The sequence below is a fragment of the Algibacter pacificus genome (assembly GCF_008033385.1).
In the GTDB taxonomy this organism is placed as follows: Bacteria; Bacteroidota; Bacteroidia; order Flavobacteriales; family Flavobacteriaceae; genus Algibacter; species Algibacter pacificus.
In genome coordinates, this window is sequence record NZ_VOGY01000003.1 from 18,214 (window position 1) to 40,134 (window position 21,921).

Genomic DNA, 21,921 nt, shown 5'->3' on the forward strand with positions numbered 1-21,921 from the left:
AAATAGTTTTAAAGCCTACCAATAACATATAAATAAAAACAAATGAAACTTTTAAAATATATATTCTTTATAATAGCCTTGCTGGCTATAACATATTCTTGTGAGAATTTCGAAGAAATAAACACAAACCCAGATACTTCAACAGTTGTTGCCCCAGATATGCTAGCCACTCAGGTTTTAAAAAACACATTTACAATGAATGGAAGCGGCATCTTTGATTTTGTTTCAGAAAACTTGTTTAACAAGCATGTTGCTGCATTAGATCCAAGTATACCAAGTTCCAACCAGTATTACTACGTTAATTTTGGTAGCTTTAGCAATTACAGTATGTTAACCGACTTAAACTTTATGACACAATTTGCAGAAGGAAACCAAGCAGAACCTTCTTATAAAGGTTTAGCGTTATTCTTAAAAGCATATTATGGATTCAATGCCACTTTGGCTATGGGCGATGTTCCATATTCTGAAGCAGGCATGGCTAACAAAGGCATAACTAGACCTGCTTACGACACACAATCCGAGGTAATTACTCAAATTTTAAACGATTTAGAACTAGCCGAAACTTACTTCGCTGAAGGCTTTAATTTTAGTGGTGATATTATGTTTAATGGAGATGCTAGTAAATGGCAAAAGCTATGTAATGCGATGCAATTAAAAGTGATACAAACCATAAGCAAAAAAGCTACAGCCGATCAAAAAACACGTTTTGCAGCCATTGTAAATGCTAACAATTTACTGGAAGGTAACGATGATAATTTTAAATTGGTTTACACCAAAATGGCAAATACCAACCATCAATTCCATAATGGTGAAAACCTAAGAATTAATACAGCCATCTCTAAATTAACTGCCGATTTCTTAAAAACAAATAAAGATCGTAGACTATTTTATTTTGCTGAACCTGCTCCCAAATTATTAGCAGCCGGAAAGTCTGCTTCAGATTTTGATGCTTATCAAGGCGCTCTAACATCATTAGACCCAACAACATTAGCTTTTAACAAAGAGAATGGCGATTACTCTTTTATTAATTCACGTTATGTTGATTTTATGGATGGTGAACCATTATTACGCTTTACCTATGCCGAACAATGCTTTATAATTGCAGAAGCAATTGAGGAAGGCTGGGTAACCGGGAATGCACAAAACTATTACGAAAATGGTGTAAAAGCAATGCTGAAATATTATATGGAATTACCCAACACAGCCGGTTATATTCACGGTATGGCTATCGACCAAAATTATATAGACAATTATTTTACAGGAACCGCCGCTTATGCAACCGCTGGAACTAAAAACGATAGACTAAAACAAATTTTAACCCAAAGATGGCTAATCGATTTCTTACAAGCAAACGGCGGAAATTACCCTCAATTTTTACGCACAGGTTACCCCGAATATCCATTAGATCCAGAAACAAGTTTAAATCCTGATGATACTTCGGTGTATCCAAAACGTTGGAAATACCCAACATCGGAACAAACAACAAACCCTGAAAATTATCAAAAAGCCATTAACGATCAATACGACGGCTATGATGGTGTTAATAAAACACCATGGTATTTACAGTAAAAAAATATTAAAATTCAAAACATCTTAAAAATCTAAAGGCATCATATATTGCCTTTAGATTTTTTATCATTTCAAAAACAAAGAAATCATGTCGAAATTTAAGAGCCTCCTATTTTTCACACTGCTCCTTACCTGTTTATTTTCTTGCGATAAAAGCACAAATAAAAAAATAATTTTTGCCAATAATATAGTTATTGCCCATCGTGGCGCTTGGCAAACAGATGGCCTTCCCAAAAACTCTATAGCATCCCTAAGAAAAGCTATCGATTTAGGTTGCGTAGGTTCGGAATTTGATATTCGCATGACGGCCGATAGTGTTCTAATTGTAACTCACGATGCCGATTATAACGGATTAGACATTGAAACTTCAAACTTTGAAACCTTATCTAAACACAAACTTTCAAACGGAGAACCCCTACCAACCTTTAAACAATATTTGCAAGCAGGTATAACAAACAACACCTCAACAGGCCTTGTTTGCGAAATTAAACCTTCAAAATTTAAAGAAAGAAATAGTTTTATAGCAGCACAAGTTTTAGCAACTGTAAAAGAATTGAACGCAGAACCATACATACTATCCTACATAAGCTTTAGTTATGATGTGCTTAAACAAATAAAAACATTAGACAACACGGCTAAAACACAATATCTTGATGGCTCCAAAACGCCAGAAACCCTAAAGAAAGATGGTATTTCGGGATTAGATTATTCAGTTGGCAATCTAAAAAAACATTCCGATTGGATAGACAGCGCCAAAAACCATGCGTTAATTTTAAACGCGTGGACCGTAAATAAAACCGAAGATATCGATTGGCTTATAGCACATAATTTTGACTATATTACTACCGATAATCCCGAATTGGTTTTCGAGCGCGTAAAAAAAAGCCCCTTAAACCAAGGATACCAATTAGTTTGGAACGATGAATTTAATTACAACGGAAAACCAGACAACACAAAATGGGGTTACGAAACAGGGTTAATAAGAAATGTTGAAAAACAATATTATGTAGATAGCTTAAAAAATGCCCGAGTTGAAAAAGGTCTTTTAATTTTAGAAACTCACAAAGAGCAAATTAAAAATTCAGCCTTTGTTTCTAAAGAGGATAAAGATTGGAAAAAACAATGGGAATTTGCCGAGTATACCGCACCAAGCCTAACCACAAAAAACATAGCGCAATGGACGTATGGACGTATAGAAATTAGAGCACAACTACCAAAAGGCACCGGGCTTTGGCCTGCATTTTGGATGCTTGGCACCAATTACAACGAGGTAAAATGGCCAGAATGTGGCGAAATAGATATTATGGAACATGTTGGTTTTAATCCCGATTCAATTTTTGGAACCATCCACAGCAAAGCCTATAACCACATGAAAGGCACACAAAAAGGAAAAAAAATACACATTAAAAAACCGTATGATACTTTTCACATTTTCGCCATAGAATGGACGCCTGAAAAAATAGATTTTATTTTAGACGATACCATTTATAACCATATAGAAAACGAACATAAAACAACCGCCGAATGGCCTTTCGATCAAGATTTTTATCTTAAAATGAATATTGCTGTGGGTGGTATGCTTGGCGGAAAAAAAGGTATTGATGATAGCGTATTTCCACAAAAAATGCTCATCGATTATGTTCGCGTTTTTCAATTAAAAAACAATTAGAAAATGAAGTATTATTCCATAATAGTATTCGTATTAATCATGAATTTACAAAGTTGTAAAACTAAAATCATGTCTTCAAATATTAAAGTAATGACCTACAACATCCGTTTAGATGTTGCTTCCGATGGTGAAAATGCCTGGCCAAACCGAAAGGATTTTTTAAGCAGTCAGGTATTATTTAACGCTCCCGATATTATGGGTGTTCAAGAAGCAAAACCAAACCAAATGAGTGATTTAAAGGCGGCTTTAAAAAACTACAAAACCATTGGGACGGGTCGTGATGGTGAAAATAAAGGTGAATTTTCGGCTATTTTTTATAATTCAGAAACAGTAAAAGTTGAAAAAGAAAATACCTTTTGGCTATCCGAAACTCCAAATAAAATCTCACAGGGTTGGGATGCTGCCTGTCCTAGAATTTGCACATACGGCTTATTTACTCATTTGGAAACCCATCAAAAATTTTGGGTGTTTAACACCCATTTAGACCATAAAGGCCAACAAGCGCAACTTAAAGGTATGGCTCTAATTCAAGAGAAAATAAAAACTATAAATACAAATAATTTACCGGTGATTTTAACTGGCGATTTTAATGTGGAACCGGATAGTGAATTAATTACCAAACTAAAACAAACCATGAACGACTCTAAAGATATCGCAAAATTATCTTTTGGATCTAACGGTACTTTTAATGGTTTTAAGTTTAACGAATTGGTTACCCGAAGAATTGATTATATTACCGTCTCAAAAAACAATATTGAAGTAGAAAAATATGGTGTTTTATCTAGTGCCGTTAATTTAAAATATGCTTCAGATCATTTTCCTGTTTTAACCGAATTAAAAATTAAGTAACCAACTCCTTTATGAAAATATCCAACACCCTTTTAAAATTTTTATGCATTTTTAGCGTCGTCTTTTTAGTGATTAGTTTTAAAAACCAAGACCCTAAAAAAAAGACTAATCCCCCAAAAAGTGATTCCATAACTCAAAAAGTGGATTCGGTTTTAGCCTTAATGCATCTAAATGAAAAAATTGGGCAATTGGTGCAATATGCTGGAAAATGGGATGCTACTGGGCCAACATCAACACAAAACGACCAATACAAACTTAAAAAACTCAAAAACGGAGAAGTTGGTTCTATGCTCAATATTACTTCGGTAAAAAGTATTCGAGAAACTCAGAAAATAGTCATGGAACATTCCCGACTTAAAATTCCGCTTATTTTTGCTTACGATGTTATTCACGGTTATCAAACTATTTTCCCCATTCCACTGGGAGAAACAGCCAGTTGGGATTTAGAAGCTATGGAATTATCGGCCGCTATTGCAGCCAAAGAAAGTGCGGCGGCTGGGTTAAACTGGACCTTTGCTCCAATGATTGATGTGTCTCGAGATGCACGATGGGGCAGAGTTATGGAAGGTGCTGGCGAAGATCCTTACTTAAATTCGGTAGTTGGCGTGGCTCGTATTAAAGGGTTGCAAGGTGACGATTTATCTAATAATTTCAAAATTGCAGCTTGCGCAAAACATTTTGCCGGTTACGCTTTTGCTGAAGCAGGACGTGATTACAATACGGTTAATATTGGAACAAACGAACTATACAACACCATCCTACCACCGTTTAAAGCCGCTGCAGATGCAGGCGTAGCAACCTTTATGAATGCCTTTAATGATATTGATGGTATTCCTGCTACGGGACACAAAGGCTTACAACGCGATTTATTAAAAGGCACTTGGGGTTGGGATGGTTTTGTTGTTTCAGACTGGGGTTCTATTGGTGAAATGGTTACTCACGGTTACGCAGAAAACAAAAAACACGCCGCAGAAATCGCTTTAAATGCAGGGAGTGATATGGATATGGAATCTTATGCTTACGAAACGCATTTGGAAGAGTTGCTTTCCGAAAACAAAATAACTATAAATCAAATTGACGATGCCGTAAAACGTGTTTTAAAATTAAAATTTGAACTTGGTCTTTTTGATGACCCTTACAAATACTGTAACGAACAACGCGAAAAAGATGAGATTTACACTAAAGAAAACCTAGCAATAGCGCGAGATGTTGCAAAAAAATCTATCGTATTACTTAAAAATGAAAACAAACAATTACCCTTATCAAAATCCATTAAAAGCATTGCCGTTATTGGACCATTAGCCAACGACAAAGACACCCCCTTAGGAAATTGGCGCGCTAAAGGCAGTTATAATTCCGCAGTATCATTACTCGAAGGCGTAAAACAGGCGGTTGACAAAAATACCGTAATTCATTATGCCAAAGGTGTCGATTTAACGGTACCTACAGCAAAAGCTGGAACCAATCAATTTGCCCGTCAATTAAAATTCAACACCACCGACACGACTGGTATTGCCGAATCTGTTGCTGCGGCAAAAAAATCGGATGTTGTGTTATTGACCATTGGTGAAAATGCCTATCAAACGGGAGAAGGTCGTAGCCAAACTCATATTGGATTTTTGGGATTACAAAACGATTTATTAGAAGCCATTTATAAAGTGAACCAAAATATTGTTGTGGTTTTAATGAACGGTCGCCCTATGGATTTACGTCGTGTTTCCGAAATTACACCAGCCATTTTAGAGTGCTGGCATTTAGGATCGCAAGCAGGAAACGCCATTGCCGATGTGGTTTTTGGTGATTATAATCCATCGGGGAAATTACCCATGTCTTTTCCTTATGATGTTGGACAAATGCCTTTATATTATAACCAGAAAAATACGGGACGACCATCTAGCCAAAATATGGTAACATATTCAGGATATCAAGATGCTCCAAAAACAGCTTTGTATCCTTTTGGTTTTGGTTTGAGTTACACACAATTTTCATATAAAAACCTATTATTAAGTGCAAACGACATGCCTATACACGGCGAAATTAAAGTAAGTGTAGATATTACAAATACAGGTGATCAAGCTGGAGAAGAAGTTGTTCAACTTTACATCCGTGATATCACAGGGAGTTTTATTAGACCCATAAAAGAATTAAAAGGCTTCGAAAAACTGATGCTAAACGCTGGCGAAACTAAAACCGTTACGTTCAATATAAATGCCGAAATGCTTCAGTTTTATACGGCCAATAAAAAATGGGAAGTAGAACCTGGGAAATTCAATGTTTGGGTTGGTGGCGATTCGACAACCACACTAAAAGCGTCCTTTTCGGTGAAGAAAGATTAAAACAGCAATCAAACTAAAAAAGTAATCTTCTAAAAATTAACTATCAACAAAATTAAACATTACAAAAATCAAAAAACTTATCTTTGCATTAGGTTAGCTAAAATCGTATTTTTTGGCCTAATAAAAATTCAAACTTGAGTACATTAAAAAAGTTCTTCAAAGACACTATTATTTATGGCATCGCTGCTATTTTGCCGCGAGCCATTAATATCGGTTTAGTAAAACTACACACCAGTGTTTTTGGAGCAGAACGTTATGCTGTAAACACAGACTATTATGTCTATGCCGCTTATTTAAACGCCCTACTCACCTATGGATTAGAAACTGCTTTTTTTCGTTTTTTCAGTAAAGAACAAGAAAAAGGCAAAGTCATTTCAACCTCATTTATTTCGCTTTTAATAACAACAACTTTATTTTTATTTGCGGCTTTATTTTTCGCAGAAAATATAACCACCCTATTCAACTTCGAAAACATCCTCCATGTTAAAATTTTAATTTGGACGGTCTATCTCGATACCATCGTGGTTATTCCTTTCGCTTATTTACGCGTCACTAACAGGCCGATAAAATTCACCGCAATTAAAGTGTTTAATATTATAATTTTAGCGGTTTTAAACATTCTATTTCTATGGGTAATCCCTAAAGGAATCCTTTCTGAATCAACCATACCATCAACATTTCGTTTTTATATCAATGGGCAACCCCAAGTTATATATATCTTTTTGGCCAATGTAATCGCGAGTCTTTTTACCCTTATCGTATTACTTCCAATCGTAATAAAAATTAAATTTTCATTCGATAAAACAACCTTTAAAACGCTAATAACCTATAGTATTCCTATCATGATAGGCAGTTTAGCTTATGTTACTAATGAGAATATAGACAAACTATTTTTAGGCAATTTAATAGGAGATAAAGACATGGGTATCTATGCCGGATGCTATAAATTAGGCGTTTTTATGACGCTTTACATTATGGCATTTAGACTTGGAGCCGAACCGTTCTTTTTTAATCACGCCAAAGAAAAAAACGCCAAAAACAACTATGCCACCATTTTAAAATGGTTTACTATTTTAGGAGCTATTTTTATGCTTATTGTGGTTTGTTATATTGATTTATTTGCCAATATTTTACTCGGCCAACCAGAATATTTCGAGGCCTTAAAAATTGTTCCAATCATTCTACTAGCCAATTTATGCTTAGGCATTTATAACAACCTCTCTATTTGGTATAAACTTACAGACAAAACACTTTATGGCATGTACATTTCCATTTTTGGAGCCTTAGTAACCATAATATTCAACCTGATTATGATACCAATAATTGGTTTTATGGCTTCGGCTTGGGCCACATTAGCTGCCTACGGAAGCATGATGATTATTTCTTATGTAATAGGAAAAAAATATTATCCCGTTCCCTATCATGTTAAAAGTGTCATTAAGTACCTTGCTATAGTTTCATTATTTAGTTATATTTCATTTATGGAAACTTTTAGAGGAAACTATATTGTGGCAACCGCACTAGTTTTAGTATTTTTGGGAATCATTTATTTTTCAGAAAAAAAAGACATAAAACAACTATTAAATAAGAACTAAAATGGTCTTCTTTTTAGAAGACCAAACATCAACATGCAAATAAAAATAATAAACAAATCGAGTCACGACTTACCGCACTATGAAACCATAGCATCGGCTGGTATGGACTTACGCGCGAATATACCAGAAGCTATCTCTTTAAAACCATTAGAAAGAACCATTGTAAAAACAGGACTTTTTATTGAATTACCTATAGGTTTTGAAGCACAAGTTCGCCCACGAAGTGGATTGGCTGCAAAAAAAGGCGTTACCGTTTTAAACGCACCAGGAACTATTGATGCGGATTACCGTGGTGAAATAGGCGTAATTTTAGTAAATATTTCAAACGAAGATTTTATTATCGAAAACGGCGAACGTATTGCTCAATTAGTCATAGCCAAACATGAACGTGCCGAATGGATTTCAGTAAAAAATTTATCTGAAACATCTCGTGGTGAGGGTGGTTTTGGAAGTACTGGAGTAAAATAAGAAAAGCTTAAAAACAAATAGATTTCCGCCTTCGCGGAAATGAAAAAAATACTTATCCCGATGAAAATAATAGTGCCTATGGCCGGACGAGGATCTCGTTTACGCCCGCATAGTTTAACCATACCAAAACCATTAATCCCTGTGGCAGGGATACCTATTGTTAACCGTTTGGTGCAAGATATAGCAAAAGTTTTAAAACAACCTATCGAGGAAATTGCCTTTATTTTAGGAGACTCCGCTTGGTTTGGAGACGACGTTATTGACAACTTAAAAACATTAGCGGAAAGTTTAGGCGCCAAAGCCTCTATTTACCGTCAAGATAAACCACTTGGCACAGGACACGCTATTATGTGTGCCGAACCATCCCTTTCTGGCCCAGCAGTGATTGCTTATGCCGATACTTTAATTCGTGCAAAATTTGAATTGGACCCAACAGCAGACAGCGTTATTTGGACTAAAGAAGTTAATAACCCAGAGGCTTATGGTGTTGTAAAATTAAACACTAATAACAACATTGTGGAGCTTGTTGAAAAACCTAACACATTTGTAAGTAACCAAGCCGTAATAGGTATTTATTACTTTAAAGATATTGGCGTTTTAAAAGAAAAACTTCAAGAAGTTTTAGCAGAAAATATTATGAACGGTGGCGAGTACCAAATCAACGATGGCATAAAACGCATGATGGCCGACGGGAAAGTTTTTAAAACCGCTACAGTTGATGAGTGGATGGATTGTGGAAATAAAGCTATTATTGTAGAAACCAACCAACGTATGCTCCGCTTTTTAAAAGAAGATGGCCATGAGCAATTAATTGACACCTCTATCATATTGGAAAATTCCACCCTTATAGAACCTTGTTTTATTGGGGAAAACGTTGTGCTTAAAGATGCTGCTGTTGGGCCGTTTGTCTCCATAGGAAATGATACGGTAATAGAAGATTCAACGATTAAAAACAGTTTAATACAAACGCATACTCATATTAAAAACGCTAATTTAGACCAAGCAATGATTGGTAATTACGTAAAATATGACGGCGATTTTACAAGTATTAGTATTGGTGATTATTCCGTTTTAGAATAAATAAGAAAACATTTAGCAAAGCATCATGAAACAAAATATCTACTTATTAATCGTTCTCTTCGGCTTGTTAATCTTTCCGAAAACTAACCATGCGCAAGTAGATTTTAATAAAACGCCGGACGACGATTTAGGGTATAATGAAGATGAATTTCAAGAATTATTTTACGAAGCTTTAAAACAAAAAGCTATTGAAAATTATGATCGTGCTGCCGAAAGTTTTGAAAAATGTATTGCATTAAATAAAGACATCCCCGTTTTATATTTTGAATTGGGAAAAAGTTATTATAAGCTTAAAAATTACAACGCCACGGAAGATGCTTTTAAAAAAGCAGTGAATTTAGAACCCGATAACGAATGGTTTCTCGATGAACTTTATGGCTTTTATGCTGGTCAAAACGATTTAGATAATGCTATAAAGACCGTACAACAACTTGTTAGTCATCATCCCGATTATAAAGAAGATTTGGCGTCACTTTACGTGAAAACTAAAAAATATGATGAAGCGCTTCTACTTTTAGATGAACTGGATGCCGAGTTTGGATTTTCTATCGCTAGAGACCGTATGCGCAATGAAGCTTACGCCGCTACTGGCCGTAAAAAAGAGCAGATCGAAAATTTAGAATCTCGTGTTGAAAACAATCCGGACAAAGAATCTAATTATTTGGCTTTAATTTTCCGCTACAGCGAAAACAACAATAAAGAAAAGGCTTTTGAAACCGCTAAAGAACTGCTAAATGCGAACCCCGATTCTCAATTGGTACATTTGGCTTTGTACAAGTTTTATTTAGATGAAAACAATACAGAACAAGCTATTGAATCCATGAAAATCGTGATGCAAAGCACACAAATAAAACCAGAAGCTAAAACAAAAGTTTTATCGGATTTTGTGGGTTTTGTAAAGAACAATCCGCAATACGAACCCGATTTAATGGAAGCTACAGCTTTGGTGACTCAAGATGATAATGAAAAAACGTTATTAGAAATGGGGCAATATTATTTATCGAAAAAAGACAAACCCAAAGCTTTAGAATATTTTGAAAAAGCCTTAGCACAAGACAGCAATAACTTTGCGGTTTTAAATAAAATTTTATTGTTACAAATAGATTTAGAAGATTATAAACAAGCCGAAGAAAAAAGCAGCCAAGCTTTAGAAAAATATCCATCGCAACCTTTATTATATCTAATAAATGGCGTGGCTTTAAACAACCTAAACCAGCCTCAAAAAGCTATCAATGCTTTAGAAATGGGTTTAGATTACATTATTGAAGACGTAAAAATGGAATCGGATTTTTATACGCAATTAAGCAAAGCCTACACCCTTTTAAACAATACGGCCAAAGCGAAAACGTTTAGTGATAAAGCCCAACAATTAAAAAATTAATGAACAAATTTATATATTACATTTTAAGCTTTATTTTACTCCTAAATTTTAGTTGTAAATCTGCACGCACTATGAGCAGTGAAAAAGGAAATTTAAAGCTATCCACCAAGACGGTTATAAAAGAAAACAGTAAACAAAGTCCTGATTTTAAAACCCTACAAGCCAAACTTAAAATTAACTTTATTAAGAATGGAAAATCGCAAACAAACTCGGTAAATTTTCGTGCTAAAAAAGATGAAATCATCTGGATGAATGCACCTTTTTCTGTTATTAGAGCCATGGTAACCCCAGAAAAAGTAGGCTTTTACAATAAACTCGACAATACCTATTTTGAAGGTGATTTTAGTTATTTAAGTGAATTATTAGGCACAGCACTCGACTTTAAAAAAGTTCAAAATTTACTTTTAGGCGATGCTATTTTCGACTTAAATAGTGGAAATTATAAAGCTTCTGTAGATCAAAACGCCTACCTACTTCAACCAAAACAACAACAACTTTTATTCGAAATTTTCTTTTTAATAGATCCTTTACATTTTAAGGTAACATCGCAGCAAATAAGCCAACCCAAAACATTTAGACATTTACAAATTGATTATATATCGTATCAGGAAGTAGACAAACAAATACTTCCAGAAAACATTAAAGTTATTGCTGTAGAAGGTACCGAAGAAACGATTATAAATTTAGAATTTAAAAGTGTGGCTTTAAACGATGACTTACGTTTTCCGTTTAAAATACCTTCAGGTTTTAAAAAAATTGAATTGGAATGATTTTAAGTAAATCTTCATATAAAATAATAATTCTGCTTAGCTTTTTGTTTTGCGGGTTTCAAAGCTTTTCGCAAAATAGTAAGCAAAAAGAACTAGAAACGCGTCGCCAAGAATTACGTCGGGAAATTCAGAAAATAAACGAATTACGCAGCGAAAACAAAACAAAAGCGAAATCGAAACTGTCTTTAATTGAAGATTTTAATCACAAAATAAGTGTGTTGGACAATTTAATAAAAGTCACCAACCGCCAAGCCAACTTATTAACCCGTGAAATAAACACAAACCAAAGCAAAATAACCAGTTTAAGAGACGAACTTAAACAATTGAAGGCAGAGTATGCTGCGATGATTGTAAAGTCTTATAAAAGCAAAAATCAGCAAAGTAGGATTATGTTTTTGTTGTCTTCCAACAACTTTAAGCAAGCGTACAAACGGGTGCAATACATGCAACAATATGCCGACCACCAAAAAGAACAAGGCGAAACTATTAAAGCAAAAACCCAAGAATTACAGACCATAAACACCAATTTATTAAAGCAAAAAGCAGATAAAAACAAGCTGATTGCTGAAAATAAAGTCACTCAAAAATCTTTAGAAAGCGAACGCAGTCAGCAACAAGCTTTAATGAAAGAAATTCAGCGTAATATTTCGCGTTATGCCGACCAAATTCAACAAAAAGAAAAAGAAGCCAGACGCATTGATGCAGAAATCAATAAAATAATTAGAGCCGCCATTGCAAAATCAAATAAAAAAGCAGGAAAATCGTCCAGCTCAAAAACCTTTGCATTAACGCCCGAAGGCATGGCATTAGCCAAAAGTTTTGAAGCCAACCGAGGCAAATTAATTTGGCCCGTGAGTAAAGGCGTCGTCCAAATGCGCTATGGTAAACAGCCACATCCCGTAATAAAATCGCTTACTATAAATAGTAACGGCGTACGTATTGCTACGGAAAAAGGCGCTAAAGCTCGTGCTGTATTTAACGGTGAAGTTATTGGTGTTGTAGCCAATAAAAATGTAAATCCATTCGTTATTATTCAACATGGAAATTACATTACGTATTACAAAAACTTGTCTAAAATTTACGTAAAAGCAGGCGACAAAGTAACTTCAAAGCAGGAGATTGGAGAAGTATTTACCAATCCATCAACCGGAGAAACGATTTTAAGTTTTGTAATTTCTAAAGATACCAATACTCAAAATCCAGCGAGTTGGATTTATAAGATGTAAGTTTTTTTAGCCTAAAAAAGACTAACCAATTAATCCATATTTTCACTTTCCGTAGTGATAGCGGCAAGCTGCAATTAATAATTGGTTTCCGTCGTGCTTATACACTAAACGATGTTCGGATGTGATACGCCTAGACCAATACCCTTGTAAATCCCCTTTTAAAGCTTCTGGTTTTCCAATACCATCAAAAGGTGTTCGGATACTACTCTTAATAAGAGCATTAATGCGGTTTACTATTTTTTTATCAACTTTTTGCCAATACAAATAATCGGCCCAAGATATTGAAGACCAAATTAATTTCATTCTTCAATCAACTTATTTTCAACCCCATTTCCGGTTTCCAATTCTTCAATAGAATTTAATAAAACATCACGATTCTTTCCTGTTAAAAGATATGTAGTTTCCTTTAATGAATTGTATTCATCCAGAGAAATCAAAACTAGATCCTTTCCGTTTTTACGTTTAATGATAATATCGCTAACATCGTTAACAACCTTATCAAACCAATGCTTCAAATTTGAACGAAAATCTGTATAATTTACTGTTTCCATAATACAAAGATACAAAAAGTACTTATATACGTACTTTATTTATATCGCATTTCTAAACGATGCCTTCACCAGCAAAATGCGCCTCTAACTCTGTAAGCGTGGCTGCACTAGTTTCCAAATCCTTCACCACCAAGCCCTTTTCCAAAACAACAATACGCTCGCAAACATCGGTGACATGGGATAAATCGTGACTTGATACTAAAACGGTAACCTCTTGTTTTTCAGCTAAATCTTTAATAATTCCTTTTAATCTAATTTGAGTTGTGGGATCCAAATTCGCAAAAGGTTCGTCCAAAATAATAACCTCCGGATTACCAATAAGCGCAGCGACAATGCCAGCTTTCTTTTGATTTCCTTTGCTTAAATCGCGCAAATATTTTTTCTGACCTAAAATTTCGCCATGAAAAAAATCGGAAAACTGCCCTATCAAAGCATCCACATCTGCTTTATTTTGGTTTCGTAATTCACCTATAAAATAAAAATACTCTTCCGCAGTTAAATAACCTATTAGAAAACTTTCGTCTATAAACGCCGATGTAAACGGTTTCCAATCTTCACTGGTATTAACTTGTACGCCGTTACTTTTAATACAACCTGTTGTGGGCTGAATTAAATCTAAAAGCAAGCTAAAATACGTCGTCTTTCCCGCGCCATTATTACCAACCAAACCAAAACTTTGTCCTTTTGGAATATCGAGAGATTCAATATTTAAAACCTGATTTCCGTTGTATGTTTTAGATAAATTTGATGTTGTTATCATAATACTTTAATTATTTTGTTTGTAAGCGGCTATGGTTTTATATTTCTCTGTTTTATACACTTTTTCAATAATAGTAAAAACCTTGTTTTTAAATAAAAATCCTATCACCCCAACGAGCGATACTAGAATAAAACCAAATACTTCTCCTAAGGTAAAATACCCAATAGCATAAATCCCCATGGGTAAAATTAATTTAGGAATGGTTAATAATAAGGTTTTAGCGTTAAAGGATTTTTTATCCCCAAAGGCCTTTTTGTTAGACGCTAAATCAATGGGTGTTTTCACATAAGCGCCACCCCAAAGCACCATATACGAGTTTACACCAATGTTATAAATAGCCCCTACCACAACGGCGGCATAAGCCTGCCATCCAAAATACAAATAAAACGAAGCCAAAATAGTAGAGACCACAGTTGCAATAACCATTAAATACCACTTAGACGACAGGTATTCTTTATATCTAATATTCTGACTCATAATTAGCGGATAATATGCACTATCCCAACTTGGAACAAACTGCCCAAAACTGAATAAAAAACCACCAGAAACAAAAATACCAGCAAAAATTTTCCAAAAAGGGCCTTTATAAGCATCTATTGTATTTGTAAAAAATAAGAGTCCGTAAAAAATGAATAAACCGCTCATTAACAAAGTCGTTCTTGAACGCTTGTTTCGTTTCAATAAACGAATATCATTCTTTAAAAACGTTGATAAACTTCCAAAACGGTTTAACCAAATAAAATCTTCAGTTTTCACCACTTTCACTTTTTTAGCCAAACCTGCATCGAGATACAAGTTTTTCAGAAAATAGCTAAACGCTGTTTTATATAAAACAATCAAAATGACTATTGGAATTAAAGCGAAATATGGTTTGCTATAAAATGCTTGAAATATAGGCTCGGTAAAGCTCGCGATATCGAAGATATTAAAATATTTTAGTCCGCCTAGAATAACAAAAAGACTGAGCACAGAATAAAAAACAGCATCTTTACTATTAACAAAAACATTAATAAAATTATTACAATAAATTAAGGCTAAAATGGCCACGTGCCAGCCAAAAACATGGATAAACGAATGGCCTTCTATAACCAAAATAACAGAAAATGGCACAAAAAAGAAAGCGTGCAAAATATTAAAAAATGAGAGTATGGTTTTATTTAAAGCAAAACCAACAATTTTACTCTTTTTAATAGGCAAATAAAGTAAGGGTTTAATATTAACTATTGGCATTTTTTGAAGGAAATAACGAAACACCAAATCGAAAACTAAATAAAAAACCAGTAAATTATTAATGGTTGTTAATGGGTCTAAATGCAGTTGTTTATCAATTAAATAATAAGCGCCAACACCTAAACCTAAAAAGCTCACTATCATCCATAATGCACTAAACCCTAATAATATTTTAAAAACCAGATTCATTTTAAATGAAGCGGATCTAAAAAATGCTTTCCATTCTAAATTCAACAGTAATTTAAGCATGGTAAAGATTAGTTATATTTTGCAGCAATTCCTTGTACTTCGATACCCCAAGACTGCCCCATAGCCATACCTCGTTGTGCTAGATTTAACTGCTTTGACGCTAGTTTTTTACCCAAATCTGTATGATAAAATTTAACCAATTCTTGTATTTCTGGTTGTGTAAACTCTCCCATATACAACTCGGCCATTTTATCGTACAACCCCCCTAGCGTGCTGTTTGCTTCTTCAATATAAGCTCCTTTTTTTTCGGCAGGAACCATCATACCCAATTGCGCAATGGCCGTTTCAAAAGCTGAACCCGCACCTGTAATTTTAATAAACTCGATAGTCTCTTTTTTAAAATCGCTTTGTTCCTGAGCCTGTGTTGCTAGTGTTAGCATAAATAAGCCAATGCATAGTAATAGTAGTTTTTTCATTTTAATTGAAGTTTAATAGTTAGTCTATAATTAATTGTAATTGTTAGTAAGACATTTAGCAAGCTTGTTACAAAGTAAGTTAAAAAACTTTCGGCAAAAAGTGAAAGCTTTAGTATTTTTGTTAAAAATTAATATAGATGTCATCATTCCATAAACTTTCCGTTAAAAATATAAATAGAGAAACAGAAAAATCTATTAGTATTGTTTTCAACGTTCCAGAAAATTTAAAAGAAACCTTTTCCTTTTCTGCCGGACAATACATTACGCTTAAAACCGAAATTAATGGTAATGAAGTACGCCGCGATTATTCATTATGTGTTTCGCCAAAAAGCGGCGCACTTAAAATTGCAATAAAAGAGGTTCAAGACGGTACGTTTTCGGCTTATGCCAACAAAACTTTAAAAGTTGGAGATACTTTAGAGGTTGCGCCACCAAAAGGACGTTTTACCTTTACACCCAACGATAAAAAAACAAAAAACATTGCAGCTTTTGCTGCAGGTAGTGGTATTACTCCCGTTTTAAGCATTATAAAATGTGCTTTAGAAGAAGAAATTCACAGCAAAGTAATTTTAGTTTACGGAAATAAAACGACGGAAGACACGATGTTTTTCAATGAAATCCTAGAACTTCAACACAAATACAAAGATCGTTTTTCGGTACAATTTGTATTTAGCCAACAAGATGAAGCCGATGCAATTTTTGGTAGAATTGAAAAAAGCACCGTTAATTATGTTATAAAAAACAAGCACAAACATGTTGAAGTTGACGCTTTTTACCTTTGTGGCCCAGAAGGGATGATCCATATGGTGAAAGATGTTTTAACCGGACATGATATTGATGAAAACCGCATTCATTTCGAACTTTTTAAAGCATCGAAACCTGCGGAAATTCCAGAAGGCACTGTAACTTATAGCGGAAAAACTAAAATTACGGTTACCGTTGATGATGAAAGCACCACATTTGAAATGTCGCAAAAACAAACCATACTTGAGGCGGCTTTAGATGAAGATTTAGATGCACCATACTCTTGCCAAGGCGGTATTTGCAGCAGTTGCTTAGCCCGTATTACAGAAGGCCAAGCTACCATGCGACAAAATAATATTTTAACCGAAAGTGAAGTTGCCGAAGGTTTAATATTAACCTGCCAAGCCCACCCAACCACCAACACTATTTCTGTAGATTTTGATGATGTTTAAAATTAAACTACAAACATTTCTATTTTAATTACTTATAGCACATCCAAAAAAACATCTGCTACAACCATAATTTCAAAATTTGAAGTTCCATGATTCACTTAATTGTTGGAAATACAGGGTCTGGCAAAACAACCTATGCCCATAGTTTAAAAGAAAAATCTGCATCCGTTATTTTTTCGATTGACCAATGGAATAAAACCTTGTTTCTTCCGGACAAAAAAGCAACAGATGGATTGGATTGGTTTTTAGAACGCATTGAACGTACGGAAACTATGATTATGGATTTAATCCACCAATTAGAAAAAGCAGGGACCGATTCCATATTAGATTTAGGACTTTCCAAATTTGAACATCGCGAAAAATTTAGAAGATTTTCAAAAGAGAACGGATATCAATTAACGACACACTTTTTAGACATCCCAAAAGACATACGCTACCAAAGGGTGTTAAAAAGAAATAATGAAAAAGGTGATACGTTTCAGTTTGAAGTCAGCAAAGCAGATTTCGATTTTATGGAAACTTGGTTTGAAAAACCCACAGCAACCGAACTTAAAAACAGCCTTATAATTAGTAAATAAAATCACCTGTTTGATATCTTACATTAAGCAAATATGAGTAAAAGTAAACGCATTGGTCAGAAAATAAAACGTCAGGCCAGAATTTCTAGATATGTAATCTACAAAGAAACTCTAGTAGATTACCGAGAAAAATTTTGGTCTTTTCTCGGCGCTTTTGTTGGGATTGGAGTTTTAGCATTTATTCAATCTACCTACTTAGTAAAATCGGAAAACATACTACTCATTGGGTCTTTTGGAGCATCGAGCGTATTAGTTTATGGTAACATACAAAGTCCGTTAGCGCAACCAAGAAATTTATTAGGTGGACATGTAATTTCGGCCATCATTGGAGTTACCATTTTTAAATGTATTCCAGATATTATTTGGCTCACTGCACCGTTAGCCGTAGCAACCTCTATAATCGCGATGCAGTTTACAAAAACACTACACCCACCTGGTGGCGCAACCGCACTTATTGCCATTTTAGGAACAGAAAACATTAAAAACTTAGGCTATTTTTACGTGTTGTCTCCGGTATTATCAGGCTCATTAACATTATTAATTGTAGGGCTAATTTTTAATAATATGACAAAACACAGATCTTACCCAACAAATAGCAGACTATCCAAAATATTAAAAAACAAATGCTGAAATAAAAGTTACAAAAGAAATTAAATACTACTTTTTACTTTTGAAATAATAGTTTCTGGACTAATACTTCCAGCGGCATCTTTATAATTTTCGGGATATTTATTACCAAAAATGGAGGTTGGTATCTTAGGAAATAAATCTTTATTAGCAACCAAAGCATAATCTTTAGGCTGATTAAATGGTGCAAATCCAGCATACGGATGTGTTACGCCCCAAATAGTAATAGTTTTAACACCTAGCATAGCCGCCATGTGTGCGTTTCCAGAATCCATGGCCAACATACCATCCAGGTTAGAAATAAGATCTAATTCCTCATTTAAACAAAGTTTTCCAGCCGCATTAACAACATTTTCAAAAGCGTTTTCAATGTCATTTAAAACTTCAACTTCCTTTTTTCCGCCTCCAAACAATACAATTTGATACTCTTTTGAAAGCGCCTCAATAACCCGTTTCATTAAAGTTAAAGGATACATTTTACCCTCGTGTGCTGCAAAGGGAGCTATGCCAATAATTTTTTTAAAATTATGACCTAAAAGCGCCTGTAGTTTAGAACTCAAAACCACGCGTTCTGGAAAGGTAGGATTGGTAAGATCTACGGAAAACCCTAATGTTTCAAATACATCAGCATAACGTTGATGCGTTGTTTTTAATGGCGCAAAATTTTTACCAGTAACCAGTGCATTCTTTTCTGCTCTCCCCTTATCAATTTGAACGATATGTTTTCCGAAGAAAAGTAATTTCAAAATATGACTTCGTAATATATTATGTAAATCGGCTATAACATCGATTTTAAAAACTTTTAATTCTTTGGAAAGTTTCCAAAGTCCCAAAACACCTTTATGACGGTCTATAAAATCGGCAGGAAAAACAGTAACTTGCGGAATATCTCTAAAAAACGGTGTAAAAAACGCTCTTGTTAAAACTGTAATTTTCACATCTGGATTTTTATGAACTAAACCACGCAAAACAGGCACTGTCATAGCGACATCACCCATGGCAGATAAACGAATTACCAAAATATGATTTTTTGGTTGAGACATATAATTTTGACCTTAAAAAAATGGACGTTGCCAAAACAAAGACATCGTCCATTATATAATTATATAAATTATTTTTGCCCTCTTAAAACAGGATTTAATTCATCATCGTTATACATTTTCATCTGCTTGTATACTTTCATGTATTTGTTTCCATGTTCAATATCGGCTAGCAGTGTATCAATTGCAGTAGATAAATCCACACGTTGCTCTAACAGAATATCCAGCTTAGTTTGGCAAGCAGCCCTATGTTCATCGGAAGCATCTGTACGTGTAGCTTCTTCATTCATATGATATATTTTTAAAGCCAAAATAGACAAGCGATCTACGCCCCAAGCAGGACTTTCGGTATTAATTGTAGCGCCTTCTTTTACTTCAACATCACTATATTTATCAAGAAAATAACTATCGATATATTCTACCATATCCGTTCTATCTTGGTTAGAAGCATCAATCTTACGCTTTAAAGTTAAGGCTGCCACCGGATCTATTTGTGGATCACGAATAATATCTTCATAATGCCATTGTACGGTATCAATCCAACATTTTCGGTATAACAAATGCTCGAGTAAATCACTTTCCGCGTAAGCGTTTGTAAAAGGTTGATCGACTGTGTTAATAATGTGGTATTTTGCAATAACGTCTTGAAAAATTTTATTAGCTTTAGTTGTAAACATATTGTGTAAATTTTAAAGTACAAATATACTTGATATTTACTTAACTTTACTGATAGAAACCGTATCAACATTATGCATATTCATCATTTATCTGAACGAAATTCAGTTTTAAACACATTTATTTCTGAAATTAGAAATATTGACATTCAAAAAGACAGCATGCGTTTTCGAAGAAACATTGAACGTATTGGGGAAATTTTGGGGTATGAAATGAGTAAGTGTTTTAACTTTAAAACAACCTCAATTAAAACACCTTTAGGAGATTGTGTTGTTAATGAATTAGAAAACAATATGGTGCTATGCTCAATTTTACGCGCTGGAGTACCTTTACACAATGGCTTATTAAATTATTTTGATACGGCAGAAAACGCTTTTATTTCGGCGTACCGACACCATAAACACGAGCCTGAAAGTTTTGAAATTATAGTAGAATATTTAGCATGCCCAGATTTAGAAGGTAAAACTTTAATTCTAGCCGACCCCATGTTGGCAACAGGACAATCTATACTGGCTACTTTTGAAGCTTTAAAACCATTTGGAACACCCAAAGAAGTTCATTTAGCTTGTGTAATTGGCGCCCAAGACGGTATTAATTTTATTGAAAACCACTTTGACAAAAACTGCCATTTATGGATTGCTGCTATAGATAAAAAGCTAAATAACAAAGGCTATATTGTGCCGGGCCTTGGCGATGCTGGCGACTTAGCTTTTGGCAAAAAACTACAACAATAGCAGTACAAAAGGCAACAGTATTAAAACAGAAAGAAAAATTTCTTTAAACCATTTTTCTTGAATAATCTCGATATAATTAGCAATAATTATTGCCAATGGTGCAAACAGAAATAAAAACTCACTACCATCTTTTATTGGTGCAAAAACCACAATACTAAAACCTATAAAAGCTGAAATCAAAACGGATTTAAACGGCACTCTAAACGATTTTTTCTTCTCTTTAATACTATTTACGTAAAATATAGAGGCCCAAACCCCAAAAGACAAAAGAATGGTTATAGCAATAATAGATGAAGCCAAATTGTAACTATTAAAGTTAAAACTTACTTCTGGCAGACTATTAAAGGTATCAAAAAAACTATCGTAACAAATAATAGATATAGCCGAAGTAATAATAAAAACTGTGACTACGCCAATAAAAGGAATAAGCCAATGATTGACTTTAAAATCATGATAAAGTATTAAAGACAAAAGAATTAATACAAAAAATAGAATTGCCCAAAAATAAAAAAGAGCCGCAATAGCAAACCAAAATGCGGCATCAAATAATTTCTTATTTACTTGAATTTGAGAACGTAAACTTATAACACGACGCAAACCCAGCAACACAAAAAAGTTAGAAAATAAAATATTACTATTAATTGTAGTTTGTGTTAGGGTAAATAAAAACAAGCTAAACAACAGAATATTATAATTGTTTTTCTGGGTTAAATTATTCTTGTTTACAATAAAATTAACCATTAAAATAGAGGCATAACCCAAAAAAAACAACCCTAATTCTTCTATGACAAAACGCACCGAAATATCCTCTGTAGAAACTCCTAAGCGCCCCATAACAAAAGCCAATAGCGTAATAAAAAATATAACAATAAAATTTATTGGCTTAGATTTACTAAAAATACTTGTAATCATTAACTGTTTT

22 protein-coding genes are annotated in these 21,921 nt (G+C 34.1%); 14 read left to right on the forward strand and 8 right to left on the reverse strand.

Annotation, left to right across the window (positions count from 1 at the left end):
* The first annotated feature begins 42 nt into the window (after nucleotides 1-42).
* The 10 genes from FQU21_RS05300 to FQU21_RS05345 all read left to right on the forward strand — a co-directional run bounded on the left by FQU21_RS05300 (nucleotide 43) and on the right by FQU21_RS05345 (nucleotide 12,943).
* Entirely contained in the window at nucleotides 43-1,569 is a 1,527-nt protein-coding gene (locus FQU21_RS05300; RefSeq protein ID WP_147676961.1) for a SusD/RagB family nutrient-binding outer membrane lipoprotein, read from the forward strand.
* An 88-nt stretch (nucleotides 1,570-1,657) separates the two neighbouring features.
* Nucleotides 1,658-3,238 (forward strand): family 16 glycosylhydrolase, encoded by a 1,581-nt coding sequence (locus tag FQU21_RS05305; RefSeq protein ID WP_147676962.1) that lies wholly within the window; start codon nucleotides 1,658-1,660, stop codon nucleotides 3,236-3,238.
* A 69-nt stretch (nucleotides 3,239-3,307) separates the two neighbouring features.
* The gene (locus FQU21_RS05310; RefSeq protein WP_246124772.1) at nucleotides 3,308-4,087 is read left to right on the forward strand and encodes an endonuclease/exonuclease/phosphatase family protein; all 780 of its coding nucleotides are present in this window, start codon (nucleotides 3,308-3,310) and stop codon (nucleotides 4,085-4,087) included.
* Between the two features lie 11 nt (nucleotides 4,088-4,098).
* A complete protein-coding gene (gene bglX, locus FQU21_RS05315; RefSeq protein ID WP_147676964.1) occupies nucleotides 4,099-6,423 on the forward strand; it encodes a beta-glucosidase BglX in 2,325 nt (774 codons plus the stop codon).
* Nucleotides 6,424-6,557: 134 nt separating this feature from the next.
* Complete coding sequence (locus FQU21_RS05320; protein WP_147676965.1) at nucleotides 6,558-8,018, forward strand: MATE family efflux transporter; 1,461 nt, start codon at nucleotides 6,558-6,560, stop codon at nucleotides 8,016-8,018.
* Nucleotides 8,019-8,051: 33 nt separating this feature from the next.
* Complete coding sequence (dut, locus tag FQU21_RS05325) at nucleotides 8,052-8,486, forward strand: dUTP diphosphatase (protein WP_147676966.1); 435 nt, start codon at nucleotides 8,052-8,054, stop codon at nucleotides 8,484-8,486.
* A 60-nt stretch (nucleotides 8,487-8,546) separates the two neighbouring features.
* Nucleotides 8,547-9,566, forward strand: a complete 1,020-nt coding sequence (locus tag FQU21_RS05330) for a sugar phosphate nucleotidyltransferase (protein ID WP_147676967.1) — start codon at nucleotides 8,547-8,549, stop codon at nucleotides 9,564-9,566.
* Between the two features lie 25 nt (nucleotides 9,567-9,591).
* Nucleotides 9,592-10,947 carry a tetratricopeptide repeat protein gene (locus tag FQU21_RS05335; protein WP_147676968.1) on the forward strand — a complete coding sequence of 452 codons (1,356 nt, stop codon included), beginning with the start codon at nucleotides 9,592-9,594 and terminating at the stop codon, nucleotides 10,945-10,947.
* 71 nt (nucleotides 10,948-11,018) lie between these two features.
* The gene (locus FQU21_RS05340) at nucleotides 11,019-11,717 is read left to right on the forward strand and encodes a lipoprotein insertase outer membrane protein LolB1 (RefSeq protein ID WP_246124773.1); all 699 of its coding nucleotides are present in this window, start codon (nucleotides 11,019-11,021) and stop codon (nucleotides 11,715-11,717) included.
* On the forward strand, nucleotides 11,714-12,943 hold the full coding sequence (locus tag FQU21_RS05345; RefSeq protein WP_147676970.1) for a murein hydrolase activator EnvC family protein: 1,230 nt from the start codon (nucleotides 11,714-11,716) through the stop codon (nucleotides 12,941-12,943). Before FQU21_RS05340 ends, FQU21_RS05345 begins: the two co-directional genes overlap by 4 nt.
* Before the next feature lie 42 nt (nucleotides 12,944-12,985).
* Here the strand turns inward: FQU21_RS05345 and FQU21_RS05350 are convergent, their stop codons facing one another.
* Genes FQU21_RS05350 through FQU21_RS05370 form a run of 5 tightly spaced genes read right to left on the reverse strand, consistent with a single transcriptional unit; the run spans nucleotide 12,986 to nucleotide 16,149 of the window.
* Nucleotides 12,986-13,246, reverse strand: coding sequence for a Txe/YoeB family addiction module toxin (locus tag FQU21_RS05350; protein ID WP_147676971.1), 261 nt, complete (start codon nucleotides 13,244-13,246; stop codon nucleotides 12,986-12,988).
* A complete protein-coding gene (locus FQU21_RS05355; protein ID WP_147676972.1) occupies nucleotides 13,243-13,494 on the reverse strand; it encodes a type II toxin-antitoxin system Phd/YefM family antitoxin in 252 nt (83 codons plus the stop codon). The genes FQU21_RS05350 and FQU21_RS05355 overlap by 4 nt, the downstream gene beginning before the upstream one ends.
* Before the next feature lie 52 nt (nucleotides 13,495-13,546).
* Nucleotides 13,547-14,254 (reverse strand): ABC transporter ATP-binding protein, encoded by a 708-nt coding sequence (locus tag FQU21_RS05360; RefSeq protein WP_147676973.1) that lies wholly within the window; start codon nucleotides 14,252-14,254, stop codon nucleotides 13,547-13,549.
* 6 nt (nucleotides 14,255-14,260) lie between these two features.
* The gene (locus FQU21_RS05365; RefSeq protein ID WP_147676974.1) at nucleotides 14,261-15,733 is read right to left on the reverse strand and encodes a DUF5687 family protein; all 1,473 of its coding nucleotides are present in this window, start codon (nucleotides 15,731-15,733) and stop codon (nucleotides 14,261-14,263) included.
* 8 nt (nucleotides 15,734-15,741) lie between these two features.
* On the reverse strand, nucleotides 15,742-16,149 hold the full coding sequence (locus FQU21_RS05370) for a DUF2059 domain-containing protein (protein WP_147676975.1): 408 nt from the start codon (nucleotides 16,147-16,149) through the stop codon (nucleotides 15,742-15,744).
* Between the two features lie 137 nt (nucleotides 16,150-16,286).
* Between FQU21_RS05370 and FQU21_RS05375 the strand changes: the two genes are divergently transcribed.
* From FQU21_RS05375 to FQU21_RS05385, 3 genes are all read left to right on the forward strand, one after another.
* Nucleotides 16,287-17,345: a ferredoxin--NADP reductase gene (locus FQU21_RS05375; protein ID WP_147676976.1), complete on the forward strand. Its 1,059-nt coding sequence runs from the start codon at nucleotides 16,287-16,289 to the stop codon at nucleotides 17,343-17,345.
* 89 nt (nucleotides 17,346-17,434) lie between these two features.
* Complete coding sequence (locus FQU21_RS05380) at nucleotides 17,435-17,923, forward strand: P-loop nucleotide/nucleoside kinase family protein (protein WP_147676977.1); 489 nt, start codon at nucleotides 17,435-17,437, stop codon at nucleotides 17,921-17,923.
* Between the two features lie 33 nt (nucleotides 17,924-17,956).
* The gene (locus FQU21_RS05385) at nucleotides 17,957-18,553 is read left to right on the forward strand and encodes an HPP family protein (protein WP_147676978.1); all 597 of its coding nucleotides are present in this window, start codon (nucleotides 17,957-17,959) and stop codon (nucleotides 18,551-18,553) included.
* A gap of 20 nt (nucleotides 18,554-18,573) precedes the next feature.
* On the opposite strand, the gene FQU21_RS05390 is transcribed toward FQU21_RS05385, so the two are convergent.
* Nucleotides 18,574-19,593, reverse strand: a complete 1,020-nt coding sequence (locus FQU21_RS05390; RefSeq protein ID WP_246124774.1) for a glycosyltransferase family 9 protein — start codon at nucleotides 19,591-19,593, stop codon at nucleotides 18,574-18,576.
* Nucleotides 19,594-19,661: 68 nt separating this feature from the next.
* Entirely contained in the window at nucleotides 19,662-20,267 is a 606-nt protein-coding gene (locus tag FQU21_RS05395; RefSeq protein WP_147676979.1) for a DUF4254 domain-containing protein, read from the reverse strand.
* A gap of 72 nt (nucleotides 20,268-20,339) precedes the next feature.
* On the opposite strand from FQU21_RS05395, the gene upp reads away from it, so the two are divergent.
* Nucleotides 20,340-20,999, forward strand: a complete 660-nt coding sequence (gene upp, locus FQU21_RS05400) for a uracil phosphoribosyltransferase (protein ID WP_147676980.1) — start codon at nucleotides 20,340-20,342, stop codon at nucleotides 20,997-20,999.
* On the opposite strand, the gene FQU21_RS05405 is transcribed toward upp, so the two are convergent.
* Nucleotides 20,988-21,911 (reverse strand): DUF6427 family protein, encoded by a 924-nt coding sequence (locus FQU21_RS05405; protein WP_147676981.1) that lies wholly within the window; start codon nucleotides 21,909-21,911, stop codon nucleotides 20,988-20,990. The two genes, upp and FQU21_RS05405, sit on opposite strands and share 12 nt — an antisense overlap.
* Nucleotides 21,912-21,921: the final 10 nt, after the last annotated feature.

Coding starts and splice junctions, on each gene's coding strand:
- FQU21_RS05300 (WP_147676961.1), top strand. CDS start 43: ATGAAACTTTTAAAATATATATTCTTTATAATAGCCTTGCTGGCTATA.
- FQU21_RS05305 (WP_147676962.1), top strand. CDS start 1,658: ATGTCGAAATTTAAGAGCCTCCTATTTTTCACACTGCTCCTTACCTGT.
- FQU21_RS05310 (WP_246124772.1), top strand. CDS start 3,308: ATGTCTTCAAATATTAAAGTAATGACCTACAACATCCGTTTAGATGTT.
- bglX (WP_147676964.1), top strand. CDS start 4,099: ATGAAAATATCCAACACCCTTTTAAAATTTTTATGCATTTTTAGCGTC.
- dut (WP_147676966.1), top strand. CDS start 8,052: ATGCAAATAAAAATAATAAACAAATCGAGTCACGACTTACCGCACTAT.
- FQU21_RS05330 (WP_147676967.1), top strand. CDS start 8,547: ATGAAAATAATAGTGCCTATGGCCGGACGAGGATCTCGTTTACGCCCG.
- FQU21_RS05335 (WP_147676968.1), top strand. CDS start 9,592: ATGAAACAAAATATCTACTTATTAATCGTTCTCTTCGGCTTGTTAATC.
- FQU21_RS05340 (WP_246124773.1), top strand. CDS start 11,019: ATGAGCAGTGAAAAAGGAAATTTAAAGCTATCCACCAAGACGGTTATA.
- FQU21_RS05345 (WP_147676970.1), top strand. CDS start 11,714: ATGATTTTAAGTAAATCTTCATATAAAATAATAATTCTGCTTAGCTTT.
- FQU21_RS05350 (WP_147676971.1), bottom strand. CDS start 13,246: ATGAAATTAATTTGGTCTTCAATATCTTGGGCCGATTATTTGTATTGG.
- FQU21_RS05355 (WP_147676972.1), bottom strand. CDS start 13,494: ATGGAAACAGTAAATTATACAGATTTTCGTTCAAATTTGAAGCATTGG.
- FQU21_RS05360 (WP_147676973.1), bottom strand. CDS start 14,254: ATGATAACAACATCAAATTTATCTAAAACATACAACGGAAATCAGGTT.
- FQU21_RS05365 (WP_147676974.1), bottom strand. CDS start 15,733: ATGCTTAAATTACTGTTGAATTTAGAATGGAAAGCATTTTTTAGATCC.
- FQU21_RS05370 (WP_147676975.1), bottom strand. CDS start 16,149: ATGAAAAAACTACTATTACTATGCATTGGCTTATTTATGCTAACACTA.
- FQU21_RS05375 (WP_147676976.1), top strand. CDS start 16,287: ATGTCATCATTCCATAAACTTTCCGTTAAAAATATAAATAGAGAAACA.
- FQU21_RS05380 (WP_147676977.1), top strand. CDS start 17,435: ATGATTCACTTAATTGTTGGAAATACAGGGTCTGGCAAAACAACCTAT.
- FQU21_RS05385 (WP_147676978.1), top strand. CDS start 17,957: ATGAGTAAAAGTAAACGCATTGGTCAGAAAATAAAACGTCAGGCCAGA.
- FQU21_RS05390 (WP_246124774.1), bottom strand. CDS start 19,593: ATGTCTCAACCAAAAAATCATATTTTGGTAATTCGTTTATCTGCCATG.
- FQU21_RS05395 (WP_147676979.1), bottom strand. CDS start 20,267: ATGTTTACAACTAAAGCTAATAAAATTTTTCAAGACGTTATTGCAAAA.
- upp (WP_147676980.1), top strand. CDS start 20,340: ATGCATATTCATCATTTATCTGAACGAAATTCAGTTTTAAACACATTT.
- FQU21_RS05405 (WP_147676981.1), bottom strand. CDS start 21,911: ATGATTACAAGTATTTTTAGTAAATCTAAGCCAATAAATTTTATTGTT.